The sequence below is a fragment of the Geitlerinema sp. PCC 9228 genome, assembly GCF_001870905.1.
In the GTDB taxonomy this organism is placed as follows: Bacteria; Cyanobacteriota; Cyanobacteriia; order Cyanobacteriales; family PCC-9228; genus PCC-9228.
The window spans coordinates 41038-54424 of the sequence record NZ_LNDC01000104.1; the positions used below are offsets into that span (position 1 = coordinate 41038).

Below are 13387 nucleotides of genomic sequence, written 5' to 3' on the forward strand. Positions count from 1 at the left end.
TTTCTCAACTACCAACGCCACTCGCACCGTTTCCCTTGACAAGGGCGACGACAGGGGATTGTTCCTCGGGGGTGGCGCTGCGGGTCTTGCCAGTGCGGATTCCGTATCAAAGGGGGGATGGGCACAAGCGAACGCAATTGCTCTTGTGGAAAAATGGTAGTATCCAAAATAGACCATCGGGCCAGCAGCTGGTTTTCCCGATGGTTTTTTGACAAATATTCATTTTTATGCTAGGTATGGCTATATTTTTGGCATCGAGCCTTGTAAGTGTTTGGTTGCTTGCCATTGCGATCGTGGCCATGCAAAACGCCGAACCAGTCACCCTGTGGTTTTTGACCTTTCAGTCGGTTCCCATTCCCTTTGGCTTTGTGTTTGCCTGCAGTGTGGTTATTGGTTTGCTGGCTGGGGGGTTGTGGCAGATTGTCTTCCCTGCCAACAGCAAGAAAAAAACGCGCCGACCCCCCAACCGCGATCGCGTTTAGACAGCGTAGACCTGTCCGTTGAGCAGCAAACGGGTAATGCCCTTGGCTTGCAGGTAGGGGCGTACCTTTTGAAACAACTTCGCATCGGGAACCTTGCACACCCGTTGAGCGCGGCTGGCAAAGCGGCGGGCAACCCGGTGGTTGTCGAAAACCGGCAGGGCAATTTGGTCGGTTTCCGGTTGGGGGATTTTGCCCAAATCGCTAAACTCCCGTAACGGACGGGCAATCAACTCCGAACCGCGATCGACCACCAAATAGCAGGTTTTGGGGAAAGAAGCCGCCTGCAATGGCAGAATTTGGATCTCATCCTCCGGCGATCGCGACGTACCTGAAAAGGAATAGCGCCGACCGTTAGTACCCTCCGTCTCCGCACTTTCCCCTTCAAAATCCTCATCTTCAAAATCCTCGAAATCCTCTTCATCCACTTCGAGGTCCAGGTCTTCGCCGACCCCAAAAAAGCTCTCCGCCATGCTTTCCTGCCACTGCTGGGTGCTTTCCGAGTCCGATTCCTGCGGTTGGACTTCGTAGGCACTGCCAGGATCCCCGCTTTGGTCCTTGGTTTCCTCAGAGGTGAAAAGCAAATCCAACTGTTGGTTCGATGCTTCTTCCTCTGCTGCCGGGGAAGGCGAAACCGACCATTGTTCCCCCACCGTGGTTGCCGTCGAGGTTTCGTTGGGAACAGAAGGACGTTTGCGCTTGCGTCGTAGAGGCGTTCCCGACCGGGAAGGGGATGCCTCGGGCGAGGGGGTCGCCCCAGGCATCGACGTTGCCTCCACCTCCGCTTCTGAGACGCCACTTTGGGCGCGGGCTGTGCGTTTTTGCTGAATGAGGGATTCGTACTCGGATTTGGGGAGCGTACTTTTCAAAAAACGACTAATGGTGGAATTGCTCACCCCGTACCGACTCGCCAGGGTCAGCGTCGTTTCCTCTGGCTGTCGGTAAAGTTGGAGAATTTCCTGTTTGTCAGCGTCCGTAAGTTTTTTAGAAGCCATGAATCGACTGTTTTACGGTAAGTACAGCAAATTGCCAGCCGTTCTGATAAACTTACACAAACTTAGCCAAAACGGCTAAACTTGCTGTTATCTTCCTGTTTCCTAGAGGCAACCGGGGCGTTTTCCTCTCCACAGGCTGACACGGTCGAACTGACCGCCTTAACAAGATTTACAGTAAATTTCCCCTGGCGATCGCAGACCTGAGGAAAAGGATTGAAGGGGAGAATGGCTTTTCTCGTTCCGCCCAAACCGGCTTGCCCCAACTGCCTGACGACTTTACCATCGCTGACCTTGGCTTGCCAGAAAAATTTCAAGAAGCACTGGTCGTACGACGGCGGGCACGGCGAGAACGAGAAGGTGCCATAGATAGACTATACTCTAAAGCCGCACCGATCCAAAATAACACGCCAGCAAGGACGTAGAACACTTCTAACAAAGCACCGCTTTGATAGTCGGGTAGGCGCGTATCGGCGTACTTAAACCACATATCTGCAATGAAAAAGCAGAAGGTGGCAAAGGCAATCATTTGCCAGGAACGGGAAGATTTGCCGCCCCAAAAGGCAAGCAGCAAAGCTGTAGCAATCACCAGCAAGAACACATCGGCAATAATGTAGAACAAGTTCACCCAATTGGCAAAAGGAGAAAGACTTTCATCTAGGGTTTCTGCCCATTGGGGGGCATTGTTGATGGCTTCTTCTTCCTGTACTGGCTCCTCGGAGGCTGCCGGCGATGGTGATGGTGATGGTGATGGTGATGGTGATGGTGAGGCTTCTGGGGAAGCTTGCGACTGGATTTGGGCATCAGCAGCAATTGCAGGGGCTTCCAACCAGTTGCCACCCTGCCAACGCCCTGGCGCTACTTCCACCGCCGCCGTAGTATCGGATTCCGGAACTTCAGCCACCTCTGGCGGATTGGAAAGCCACCAGGCAAAAGCCGTACCCGCCACCAAAATACCGAGTAAAACGCCCCACTGCCAAATTTCTAGGTTCAAGCGGCGGGAAATTACCGCTAGGATCATACTGATCCCAATTGCAAAATAGCTTAGTAGATAAAAGAGATCTCCGGGGGATACGTCTGGGTCTAGTTCAAAGATTAGCTCCCACAATCCAAAAAACAAGCCGGCAATGAGGTAGCTAAACATCCCGATGCAAATTCCCGCCCAAACGTTTCTCCCACTGACAATTCTGGGACTCAACCAGTTGCGCAGGCACAACAGTCCTGCAAACAAAAAGGCACCCAGTTCCAAAATGTAGGTACCAATGAGATACCATAAAGGACTACCTGCCCCTGGAAGGGTCACGCTGAAGAGCAAAAAGAACATTAAAGAAACAAAGCCCCACAGGATACCGCTAACCACCAGGGTTTGGGAAGAGAATAAAGCTTGCCAGATGACGTTGGATGCTTTCTGGGAGGTACTGCTCATGGATTTTCCTCAGCACAGAACAGATCGATGAGTGGATAGGAACGGGTAGCTTGGCGGTACCAAGTTACCGGATTCACCCCCCCAAACCAACCATTGCTCCATGGCTTTGGTTGCTTGGGCTGTTGGCGAATCAGCCAGACAAATTAGGCTGCAATAGAACTGAAAAAGGGCTAGGCAGAGACTGCAATCAGCGATGCAAAAAGCACTGTCGCATGAGGGAAAGATGGCTCTACATGGAAAGATTTCCGCGGGGAACTGCCCTAGAAATGGAGAAGGAAGCTCCACAGATCGTGTTGGCTTTGGCCTAATTTTAGGCAACCGTCCACAGTTTTCCCAGGGGAGATTTTCTCATCCAATCCAAAAACTGGTTTTTTTCCGATGCTTCCATATCTTCCAGAATATCTAAGGCACGTTCTGTAAAACTAGCATTTCCAAAGTAGGATTTTCCCAAACGATGGAGTTCTTGCAACAATGTAATTAGATGGTGTTCCTGCCAGTTGGGAACGGAGGGATCTTCAAGGGGGTCAATTTCCAGCCACTTTTTCACCTGTTGGGGTTGTTCGGCTTGGGGAAAACGCCACTGGCTGAGTATATTCGCCAGTTCCTTTTGAAACGAACCAGCCTGTTTGGTACCGAGCAAGTCTTCCACATCGAAATACACGGCTTGCAACAGGAGCAAGCAGGCTTGTGTAAAAAAAGGAGCTACATCGCCACTCGCACCTGCATGCAAGTTTTCTTTAAGCTGTTCGAGACGAACTTTCCCCCAAACGCTATAGCGTTCTTCTTCTTCCAAAAGTACGCAAGCTTTGCCCCGGTTATCCGTAAGCTCCCGCCAAAAAGCTCTGGCTTCATCGGCTTGCTGCGCGTTAAAGACCGTAATCAGGCGGAAGGTTTGCCCCTGATAGGTCAAAATTGGAATTTGTTGGCCGCTTTTGGGGTGTTGAACGCTGGAAACTTCAACATCCTGCCGTTTCAGAATAAACATGACACTTTAACAAAGACTCCTAACGAGCCAGAAGCGCACTAGATACAATGCAAGAGCAATTGGATAGGATTTCTACCAATAGCATCATTCCCCTGACCTGGCTAAGTATTACATGCAGTTGCCCACCCTGACTTACAACCAGGTTTGCTGGTCGAATTGACGTTTATGCTTTTATCTATCTTAGTTTATAACGCAACATTCCCCGAACGGTTTTCTGGATAGTTGGGAAGGGAGCGTGGGGGGTGTACCGAGCGTACCGAGCATGGGAGACACAACACAAATAGATTGATTTCCTAAATCTCCTAAATCTCCTAAATCTCCCAAACTCCAACGCTCCGACGCTCCTACCTGCGATCGCTTGGGGCTACAGACTTGCCTTATCCCCCCATCGATCGGTATAATTTAACCGGCGCAATGGCGGTCATTGCTCGAAAGAAACCCTTGCGAGGGTGCGTAACTCAGCCGGATAGAGTAGCTGCCTTCTAAGCAGCGAGTCGCAGGTTCGAGTCCTGCCGCACCCGTTATTTTTTTCTATGAAATTAAGTAGTGGCGATCGCGATTTTATTTATTTATTAGTAGGTTTGCGTTTTTCTCTAGCGGGAGGTGGCTGCTAACAGCACCCCCTTTCCCGTAAAATAGCAGGGTGACATTGATTCGCTTTTTGCTATCGCACATCCTAACTGAACTCTATGGATTTTTCTGCAATTTCCGCACAGCTGAATGTCGGCGCTATTTTGCCAGAAAGTATCGTCGTGGGTACGTTACTTGTCGTACTCGTCGGCGATTTAATTGTAGGGCGTTCCTCCTCGCGGTGGACCCCTTACGTAGCGGTGGCTGGCTTGCTGGCTGCCATGGTTTCCCTGTTTTTCCTTTGGGATAGTGCAGAACCTATTGCCTTTTTGGGTAGCTTCAGCGGCGATAATCTCAGCATTGTCTTCCGCGGCATCATTGCCCTTTCAACAGTATTTACCATTTTGATGTCGGTTTCCTATGTAGAGCGCAGCAGCACGTCGATGGCTGAGTTTATCGGCATTCTGCTGACGGCTACCCTGGGTGCCATGTTCCTGTCAGGAGCCAACGAGCTGGTCGCTGTATTTATTTCCCTGGAAACTTTGAGCGTGTCTTCGTATATCCTCACCGGATATATGAAACGCGATCCCCGCTCCAACGAAGCGGCTTTGAAATATCTGTTAATCGGAGCGGCTAGTTCGGCAATTTTCCTTTACAGTGCTTCTCTGCTATACGGTTTTTCCGGCGGCGAAACCAACCTAGGGGAAATTGGTGCTAGCTTGGCAGCCACGAGTGCCGATAATTCTCTCGTTGTTATTATCGCTTTAGTTTTCGCGATCGCGGGCATCGCGTTCAAAATTTCCGCAGCTCCTTTCCACCAATGGACCCCTGACGTATACGAAGGGTCTCCCACTCCCGTTGTCGCCTTCTTATCTGTCGGTTCCAAAGCTGGCGGTTTTGCCTTAGCCATTCGCCTGTTACTCTCTATTTTCCCGGCTGTCAGCGAACAGTGGCACTTTATTTTCACCGCCCTCGCCATTCTCAGCTTGGTTTTGGGCAACGTGGTGGCTTTGGCACAAACCAGCCTCAAACGTATGCTGGCGTATTCTTCCATCGGTCAAGCCGGCTTTTTGATGATTGGGTTGATTGCCGATACGGAAGCTGGCTATTCCAGCACCATTTTCTACCTGCTGGTTTACCTGTTCATGAACTTGGGCGCTTTCGCCGGCGTGATTCTGTTCTCCCTACGTACCGGCACCGACCAAATTAGCGAATACGCGGGATTGTACCAAAAAGACCCCTTGCTCACCGCTGCTTTGAGCATTTGCCTGCTGTCTCTCGGTGGTATTCCACCTTTGGCTGGTTTCTTTGGCAAACTGTATCTGTTCTGGGCAGGTTGGCAAGCCGGTTTGTATTTGCTGGTCTTCCTGGGATTGATTGCCAGCGTAGCCTCCATCTACTACTACATCCGTGTGGTCAAAATGATGGTAGTCAAAGAACCCCAAGAAATGTCCGCCTCCGTACGCAACTATCCAGCGGTTGACTGGCGTTTGCCCGGCATGCGTCCGTTGCAAGTGGGATTGGTTCTGTCGATGGTCGCTGCCACCATTACCGGTATCTTATCCAATCCTCTATTTACCATTGCCAATCGAGCGGTCACCCAAACCCCCTTGATGCAAAACACGCTGGCTCAAGTAGGATCGACCCAGACCATGGCCAACCAACCCCAATCCCCTGAAGACATGGCTTCGGTTTCTCGGTAACGATTCTCGCAATTTTGGTTGTTTTCTGCAGTCAGAAGCTACAGCAATCCCTTGGCTGGGCTTCTGGCTTTTTTATGGAAAATTTTTGTCCAAAATGCCACGAATCTAGCCGGCAAAATGTTTTAATACCAAATCCGATGTGTACGCATTTGAGATACCAGGAGGGGGAGTGGGAGGAGTGGGAGGAGGGGGAGGAGTGGGAGGAGTGGGAGGAGGGGGAGGAGTGGGAGGAGTGGGAGGAGTGGGAGGAGTGGGAGGAGGGGGAGGAGTGGGAGGAGGGGGAGGATGGATGGGGAAACCACAAGAAGTTTTCGCCTTAGCCTGGGAATCGATCGGGTCTTCGCAGTACGGATTTGATATAACATGGGAATATAAGCTCGCTGATTTTCGCTCTAAACTGGGGAAGGAATACTATCATTTCCCACGCTCGGTACGCTCCCACGCCCCCACGCCCCCAAGCTCCCACGCCCCCAAGCTCGGCACGCCCCCACGCTCCCACGCTCCCACCCCCACCTGCCGCCATTTGATGCAACTTTCATGAACGTTGAAATTCTCTCCTCAGAGGAAATTCGCCGCACCATTACTCGTTTGTCCTCGGAAATTATCGAACGGACAGCGGATTTGGATAATTTAGCCCTTCTCGGCATTTACACCCGAGGTGTGCCTTTGGCGCATATGCTGGCAGAGCAAATCCGTACTTTGGAATCGGTGGATGTTTTTGTGGGGGCTCTCGATATTACCTTCTACCGCGATGATTTGGACCAAATTGGCTTGCGTACTCCTGCCAAAGATAATATTCCTCCCAGCATTAACGGCAAAACCATTGTTTTGGTCGATGATGTAATTTATACCGGACGCACCATTCGCGCCGCTCTCAATGCCATTTACGATTACGGTAGACCCCAAGCCGTACGTTTGGCTGTCTTGGTAGACCGAGGACATCGGGAATTGCCCATTCACCCGGATTTTATCGGCAAAAATCTACCAACTTCAAAAGACGAAAAAGTGAAAGTATGCCTGCAAAGTATTGATGGCAAAGATACTGTGGAACTACTGAAAACGCCTACTTATAGCAACTATCCTTTATGAGCGAACCATCTGCCAATACCAACGCTGCCGGTGGGGCACAAACCCAAACCCGCAAGGCAGACCACCTGCGTGTCTGTCTGGAATCCGACGTTCAATTTCGTCAAACCACCACGGGATTGGAACGCTATCGTTTCGTTCACTGCTGTTTGCCGGAACTGGATGGTGCTGAGGTTGATTGCAGTACCAGCTTTTTGGGGAAATTCTTACAAGCACCTTTGTTGATTTCTTCTATGACTGGCGGTACGGAAACTGCCAAACGCATTAACGAACGATTGGCAGAAGTCGCCCAATCCTATCAAATTGCTATGGGTGTGGGGTCGATGCGGGTGGCGTTGGAAAAGCCAGAAGTGGTGGATACGTTTGCCATGCGGCGAATTGCTCCCGATGCTTTGCTGTTTGCCAATTTGGGTGCGGTGCAGCTGAACTATCAATATGGGGTTGACGAGTACCAACGGGCTGTGGATTTGCTGCAAGCAGATGCGCTGATTTTGCATTTGAATCCGTTGCAGGAATGCGTGCAAACAAGCGGGGATATTAATTTTCAGGGATTGCTTGACAAAATTGCCGACTTGTGTTCTAAGGTGAGGGTGCCGGTGATTGCCAAGGAAGTGGGCAATGGGATTTCGGCGGCGATGGCACAGAAATTGCAGGCGGCGGGGGTAGCGGCTATTGATGTGGCTGGTGCTGGTGGCACTTCTTGGGCTAAGGTAGAAGGACAGCGTTCGTCGGATGTAAAATCTCGGCGTTTGGGACAAACGTTTGCTGATTGGGGGTTGCCGACGGCGGAGTGTTTGGAAAACATTCACCAGTTGAATTTGCCGGTTTCGCTGATTGCTTCTGGTGGGATTCAAAATGGATTGGAGGTAGCAAAAGCGATCGCATTGGGTGCCGATTTAGTAGGATTGGCCCGACCATTTTTACAAGCGGCAGCCGAGTCTTCCGAAGCTGTTTATACGCTAGCGGATATTCTGATGGCAGAAATGAAAACCGCCTTATTTTGCACGGGAAATGCCAATTTCCAGCAACTGCGCCAATCCCAGTGTTGGGAAAAAATTCAATAGATTCTCGATTGACTTGGTAAATTTTTATGCGTAGCTTTTTGAAATATACGTTTGCCACGCTTGTAGGCAGCTTTTTAGGATTATTTCTATTTTTAGGCGTTGGGTTTGGCTCTCTCATATGGCTGATTGTTTCCACAGCCAGCAAAACGGGAGAACCCACCGTTGAAGATAAATCGGTTTTGGTTTTTGACCTATCGGCTACCATTCGCGATACCCAACCGCAATTAAGTAGCCGCCAAGCGGTGGAAAGTGCCCTCGGCGAACCGGATGAAAGCGTTCTTACCTTGCGCAATGTTTTGCAAACGTTGGAAGCAGCGGCGGAAGACGACAAAATTGTGGGGTTGTACCTGCGGGGAACAAATGCCGAAACCAGTACTGGATATGCTATTTTGCGGGAAGTACGCCAGGCTTTGGATGAATTCCGGGAATCGGGCAAACCTATCTACGCCTACGACCTGAATTGGAGCGAAAAAGAATATTATTTGGCTTCTGCGGCGAATAAAGTATTTGTCAATCCCTCTGGCATGGTGTTGATTAACGGTTTTAGTTCCCGTACCGCTTTTTATAAGGAGGCACTGGATAAATACGGTATTGGCATTCAGGTGGTTCGCGCTGGCAAATACAAGTCGGCGGTGGAACCTTACCAACGAACGGAGTTAAGCGATGCCAACCGCCAGCAAACCCAGCAATTGCTCGATGATATTTGGCGAGAATTTCGGATGACTGCCAGCCGCAACCGGGAAATTGACGCTCAAGGGTTGCAGATAGTGGCTAGCAAGTGGGGCTTGATCCAACCCCCAACGGCGAAATCGGAAAATTTGGTGGATGAGGTAGCTTATTTTGATGAGGTAACGGCGCAGTTGCGGGAGTTGACCGAGCAAAGTGGCGAAGATACCGCTTCTTTCCGGAATGTGGGCATGGTCAAATATAAGAGTAGCCTCGAGAATGGTTTTGATGGTAGTGAAGAGGAAGCGAACAATCAAGTAGCGGTTGTTTACGCAGAAGGAGCGATTGTTCCCGGTAGCGGTACTTTGCAGCAGGTGGGTAGCAATCGGTTTTCCCGACGGTTACGCAAGTTGCGCGAGGATGAGAATGTGAAAGCGATTGTCATGCGGGTAAACAGCCCTGGGGGCAGCGCTACGGCTTCGGAGGTGATTCAACGGGAAGTGAAGCTTACCCAACAAAAGAAACCCATTGTGATTTCTATGGGGAATTATGCGGCTTCTGGTGGCTATCTCATTTCTACCTATGGCAGCAAGATTTATGCGGAACCGAATACGATTACGGGGTCGATTGGGGTATATGGTTTGCTTCCCAACGTTCAGGAGTTGGGCAATGAGTTGGGGATTACCTGGGATGGGGTAAAAACCAATCCATTTGCGGATTTAAATACGATTAGCCGCCCCAAAACGGAGGCGGAGATGCAAAAATTGCGGCAGATGGTACAGCAATCCTACGATCGCTTTTTGGCGGATGTTGCCCAAGGTCGGGAGTTGGAACGATCGCAAGTAGCGGATTTGGCGCAGGGTCGCGTTTGGTCTGGGGTTCAGGCGCAAAAAGTTGGGTTGGTGGATGAGTTGGGGGGGTTGGAAGATGCGATCGCGGCGGCGGCATCTATGGCAGAATTGGACCAATGGCAGGTGCAAGAGTATCCCAAACGTAGCAGTTTTGAGGAACGTTTGTTGAAACAAATCCTGCAAAGTCGTCTCGGTGTGGATGGGGAAGGTTCGCTGGTGGAAAGTCAGTTACAGCAGGAGTGGCAGCGCCTCAAACAGCAAATGGAGTTGCTGGCAACCCTCAATGACCCACAGCATATCTACGCTTTGATGCCTTATAAAATAGAAATTGAGTAAGAATTGTAGGGTGGGCAATGCCCACCCAACTACTTATTAAAAAATGTTTTCAATAGGAATGTTCCGATTAAGTAAGAATTGTAGGGTGGGCAATGCCCACCCTTATTAAAAAATGTTTTCAATAGGAATGTTCCGGTTGCTGGTAATCCAAATAGGCGTTTGCGTGTTTGAAGTCGCTACAGTTAATCGCTTGTTCCGTAAAAGCCTCCATTGGTACGGTGCATTTGAGTTGATTTAAAAAATGTTTTCAATAGGAATGTTCTGATTAAGTAAGAATTGTAGGGTGGGCAATGCCCACCCTACTTATTAAAAAATGTTTTCAATAGGGAGGTTCCGGTTGCTGGTAATCCAAATAGGCGTTTGCGTGTTTGAAGTCGCTACAGTTAATCGCTTGTTCCGTAAAAGCCTCCATTGTACGGTGCATTTGAGTCGATAATCTCCCGTACAAAAGGCACAGCGATCGCAAGGGATTTGATGTACGCGCTTTATTTGAGCAACACCTTTCCTGAGATTGCGCCAGAAAGCCGATAGCAACAAACCAACAAACAACCAAGCAAATATACCACGAAAAAGAACCAATAGATCGAAACTCGTGTCAACCATCACGATAAATCTCCCAATACCAAGCATTCCCAAGCAAACTCACCAAATGGTCTGGTAGGGGCGCTTTGCGAAACGCCCCCACCTTCAAGAGACTCTATGGCAACCTTCCCAAAGTTAGTTCGCGAATCCTACCGAGAAGTGCCCACGGCTTCCTGGGAAGGAGAAGAAGCCACCATTTCGGAGGAGCGCCCTTCCCAAAGTTGGGCAATCTTGCTGAAATCGACCCCAGCAGCGCGCAAAGCATGCCAGAGGTGACCCTGCAAGAAGAAAAAGGCAAGGAAAAAGTGAGCGTTGGCCAGCCAAGCCCGAGGCGTATACGTTCCTGGTTCCAACTCAGCTGTATCCGCAAAATACGGTACGAAACTGACCTGCAACTCCAACGTGGGACCGTAAAATTCCACCGGATAAGCCAGGGTATTGAAAGCACAGAAGGCAGTGGCAACGAATCCTGCCAAGGCAATTCCCCCTAAAGAGTAAGACAAAATGGCTTCCCCAGAGAAGTTGAGCAAGCGTTTCGCCCAAGCAAACGGTTCCTGCACGATATGCCAAATCCCGCCTGCCAACAGCAAAATGGCAACGTAGATATGACCGCCAACCAAATCTTCTAAATTGTCAACCCAGAGGAAATCAGTTTGATAGCTGTAGATAACCCAAGGGTTGAGGGTGGGATTGCTCACCTGACGAACTTCACCCAAATTGGGGTCGTAGAGACCACCACCAGCGGTGGCGTGGAAAACAAAGAGCAATGCACCCAATCCCAGGAAAATCAAGTGGATACCGAGGATAGACCCCAGTTTTTTCGGGTCGTTCCACTCAAAATGGAACTTGGCAGCACCACCGGAAGCCTGTTGCAAATCGCTGGGAACGCGCGTTTGGTGGAAGAAAGCACCAAATCCCAACACGCCAGAAGAAATCAGATGGACCACACCCACCACGTAAAAGGGATAGGTGTCGATCGCTTCTGCGCCTTCTGTCATGCCCAAGCCTAAAGCCGCCAGATGGGGCAACAGAATCAACCCCTGTTCGTACATGGGGGTTGCTGGGTTATACTGGGAGAGTTCAAAGAGGGTAAATGCGCCTGCCCAAAACACAATCAGGGCAGCGTGGGCAATGTGGGCGGTGAGAAACGTACCGGATAAATTCGCCAGCCGGGCGTTTCCCGCCCACCATCCATATCGGACTTGAAAGTTTCCGTAAGTTTGCATGAATGCCTCCTCAATGCAAGTTAGTTAATCGTGCCGCGAAAGATAGCATCGATGACCTCAAAGTTTTGCAAAAGAAAGTAAGCGACCCAAGCGCCGCCAACGCCGCCAATTAGGAAGCTAGCGCGAAATTGATTCCAATCTTGTTGGTCTTGCAGCCAGTAGAAGATGGTGCCTTCCCGACAAGCAGCGAGAACGACGGTGACGATGCCGATAATTGCAGCAGCAGCTAGCAAGGCAGTTTGGCGAATCCAACTAGGTTCGGAGAACGGACTGAGCGTCACAAACGGACCCACCAAGAAATAACCGTGAGCCATGCCAATTTCCAATCCACGCCACATGGGCGATAAGCCGCGACGGTAAACGGGCAAATTGGCCAAAAATATCAGCGTGGCTTCGCCAGAACCAGTATTGGCAGCAAAGACACCGCGACGCATGTCAAAGCCACCAGCACGCGATCGCACTCTGACCGCATGCCAGATGTGCCCTACCAACAGCAACGTAGCCAAAACCACATGGGTCGTTGCCAGCCAAGTACGAGGCGCGATCGCACCATTAGCCGTTTCCGACCAACCCAACGGTCCGTAAAATTCCACCGGATAAGCCAGGTCGTTGGTCGTGACAAAATAAGCAGCCAAAAATCCGGCATACGCCAAAGCCCCTAGACTGTAAGACAAATAAGCTTCGCCAGACCAATACAGCACATCTCGCGCCCATTTATAAGGTTTCGAGACCACGTGCCAAATGCCACCGCCGATACACAAAAGTCCAACCCAGATATGACCGCCAACCAGGTCCTCCAGGTTATCCACAGCAGCCATTCCTGCTGGACCTTGCGATCCCACCAGGTAGCCAAAAATGCGGATGGGATTGAACGTCGGGTTGCTGACAACGCGAACGGATTGAATATTGGCATCGTACAAACCGCCAGCGTAGGTCGCCTTAAAAGCCAGCAGCAACGCTCCCAATCCCAGCAAAATCAAGTGAATGCCCAAAATCGAGGTCATTTTGTCCTGGTCTTGCCAGTCGTAGCCGAAAAAGCCAGGAATCGACTTCTCTTGCGGCAAAACCTCCGGACCTAACAAAGCGTGGTAGACACCACCAGCTGCCAAAACGGCGGAACTTACCAAATGCAGCACCCCGACAACCAAATAAGGATAGGTGTCCACAATTTGTCCGCCCTCGGCAACACCAAATCCCAAAGTTGCCAAATGCGGCAGCAGAATCAGTCCTTGTTCGTATAAAGGTTCGCCGGGATGGTAACGAGAAAGTTCGAAGAGGGTAAACGCGCCTGCCCAGAACACGATTAAGGCTGCTTGTGCGACGTGCGCGCCTAGTAATTTTCCGGAAAGGTTCGTCAAACGCGCATTGCCTGCCCACCAACCGTAAGCTCGTTCTGGAACCGTGGTTGTTGCCGTCATAGG

At 50.5% G+C, this 13387-nt stretch carries 12 protein-coding genes and 1 tRNA gene; 7 read left to right on the forward strand and 6 right to left on the reverse strand.

Annotation, left to right across the window (positions count from 1 at the left end; all coding sequences use genetic code 11):
- The first annotated feature begins 248 nt into the window (after nucleotides 1-248).
- Complete coding sequence (locus AS151_RS11010; RefSeq protein WP_211517573.1) at nucleotides 249-482, forward strand: lipopolysaccharide assembly protein LapA domain-containing protein; 234 nt, start codon at nucleotides 249-251, stop codon at nucleotides 480-482.
- Here the strand turns inward: AS151_RS11010 and AS151_RS11015 are convergent.
- The 4 genes from AS151_RS11015 to AS151_RS11030 form a co-directional block, all read right to left on the reverse strand.
- Nucleotides 479-1474, reverse strand: coding sequence for a hypothetical protein (locus tag AS151_RS11015; protein ID WP_071517106.1), 996 nt, complete (start codon nucleotides 1472-1474; stop codon nucleotides 479-481). The genes AS151_RS11010 and AS151_RS11015 overlap by 4 nt on opposite strands.
- A 62-nt stretch (nucleotides 1475-1536) precedes the next feature.
- Nucleotides 1537-1788, reverse strand: coding sequence for a hypothetical protein (locus tag AS151_RS11020; RefSeq protein ID WP_071517107.1), 252 nt, complete (start codon nucleotides 1786-1788; stop codon nucleotides 1537-1539).
- Nucleotides 1785-2897, reverse strand: coding sequence for a hypothetical protein (locus AS151_RS11025; RefSeq protein WP_071517108.1), 1113 nt, complete (start codon nucleotides 2895-2897; stop codon nucleotides 1785-1787). The genes AS151_RS11020 and AS151_RS11025 overlap by 4 nt, the downstream gene beginning before the upstream one ends.
- A 310-nt stretch (nucleotides 2898-3207) precedes the next feature.
- Nucleotides 3208-3882: an Npun_F0813 family protein gene (locus AS151_RS11030; protein WP_071517109.1), complete on the reverse strand. Its 675-nt coding sequence runs from the start codon at nucleotides 3880-3882 to the stop codon at nucleotides 3208-3210.
- A gap of 447 nt (nucleotides 3883-4329) precedes the next feature.
- Here AS151_RS11030 and AS151_RS11035 point away from each other — a divergent pair.
- The 6 genes from AS151_RS11035 (at nucleotide 4330) to sppA (ending at nucleotide 10158) form a co-directional block, all read left to right on the forward strand.
- Nucleotides 4330-4403 (forward strand) — tRNA-Arg (locus AS151_RS11035).
- Between the two features lie 168 nt (nucleotides 4404-4571).
- A complete protein-coding gene (locus tag AS151_RS11040) occupies nucleotides 4572-6155 on the forward strand; it encodes an NAD(P)H-quinone oxidoreductase subunit N (RefSeq protein WP_071517110.1) in 1584 nt (527 codons plus the stop codon).
- Nucleotides 6156-6292: 137 nt separating this feature from the next.
- Entirely contained in the window at nucleotides 6293-6475 is a 183-nt protein-coding gene (locus AS151_RS22530) for a hypothetical protein (protein WP_071517111.1), read from the forward strand.
- Between the two features lie 217 nt (nucleotides 6476-6692).
- Nucleotides 6693-7244 carry a bifunctional pyr operon transcriptional regulator/uracil phosphoribosyltransferase PyrR gene (gene pyrR, locus AS151_RS11055; RefSeq protein ID WP_071517113.1) on the forward strand — a complete coding sequence of 184 codons (552 nt, stop codon included), beginning with the start codon at nucleotides 6693-6695 and terminating at the stop codon, nucleotides 7242-7244.
- The gene (gene fni, locus AS151_RS11060; protein WP_071517114.1) at nucleotides 7241-8305 is read left to right on the forward strand and encodes a type 2 isopentenyl-diphosphate Delta-isomerase; all 1065 of its coding nucleotides are present in this window, start codon (nucleotides 7241-7243) and stop codon (nucleotides 8303-8305) included. Before pyrR ends, fni begins: the two co-directional genes overlap by 4 nt.
- 26 nt (nucleotides 8306-8331) lie before the next feature.
- A complete protein-coding gene (gene sppA / locus AS151_RS11065) occupies nucleotides 8332-10158 on the forward strand; it encodes a signal peptide peptidase SppA (protein ID WP_071517115.1) in 1827 nt (608 codons plus the stop codon).
- Between the two features lie 731 nt (nucleotides 10159-10889).
- On the opposite strand, the gene AS151_RS11070 is transcribed toward sppA, so the two are convergent.
- Together AS151_RS11070 and AS151_RS11075 are read right to left on the reverse strand one after the other, a co-directional pair.
- Nucleotides 10890-11966: a chlorophyll a/b binding light-harvesting protein gene (locus AS151_RS11070; RefSeq protein ID WP_084639522.1), complete on the reverse strand. Its 1077-nt coding sequence runs from the start codon at nucleotides 11964-11966 to the stop codon at nucleotides 10890-10892.
- Between the two features lie 20 nt (nucleotides 11967-11986).
- On the reverse strand, nucleotides 11987-13384 hold the full coding sequence (locus tag AS151_RS11075) for a chlorophyll a/b binding light-harvesting protein (protein WP_071517116.1): 1398 nt from the start codon (nucleotides 13382-13384) through the stop codon (nucleotides 11987-11989).
- Nucleotides 13385-13387: the final 3 nt, after the last annotated feature.

Coding starts and splice junctions, on each gene's coding strand:
- AS151_RS11015 (WP_071517106.1), bottom strand. CDS start 1,474: ATGGCTTCTAAAAAACTTACGGACGCTGACAAACAGGAAATTCTCCAA.
- AS151_RS11025 (WP_071517108.1), bottom strand. CDS start 2,897: ATGAGCAGTACCTCCCAGAAAGCATCCAACGTCATCTGGCAAGCTTTA.
- AS151_RS11030 (WP_071517109.1), bottom strand. CDS start 3,882: ATGTTTATTCTGAAACGGCAGGATGTTGAAGTTTCCAGCGTTCAACAC.
- AS151_RS11040 (WP_071517110.1), top strand. CDS start 4,572: ATGGATTTTTCTGCAATTTCCGCACAGCTGAATGTCGGCGCTATTTTG.
- AS151_RS22530 (WP_071517111.1), top strand. CDS start 6,293: ATGTGTACGCATTTGAGATACCAGGAGGGGGAGTGGGAGGAGTGGGAG.
- pyrR (WP_071517113.1), top strand. CDS start 6,693: ATGAACGTTGAAATTCTCTCCTCAGAGGAAATTCGCCGCACCATTACT.
- fni (WP_071517114.1), top strand. CDS start 7,241: ATGAGCGAACCATCTGCCAATACCAACGCTGCCGGTGGGGCACAAACC.
- sppA (WP_071517115.1), top strand. CDS start 8,332: ATGCGTAGCTTTTTGAAATATACGTTTGCCACGCTTGTAGGCAGCTTT.
- AS151_RS11070 (WP_084639522.1), bottom strand. CDS start 11,966: ATGCAAACTTACGGAAACTTTCAAGTCCGATATGGATGGTGGGCGGGA.
- AS151_RS11075 (WP_071517116.1), bottom strand. CDS start 13,384: ATGACGGCAACAACCACGGTTCCAGAACGAGCTTACGGTTGGTGGGCA.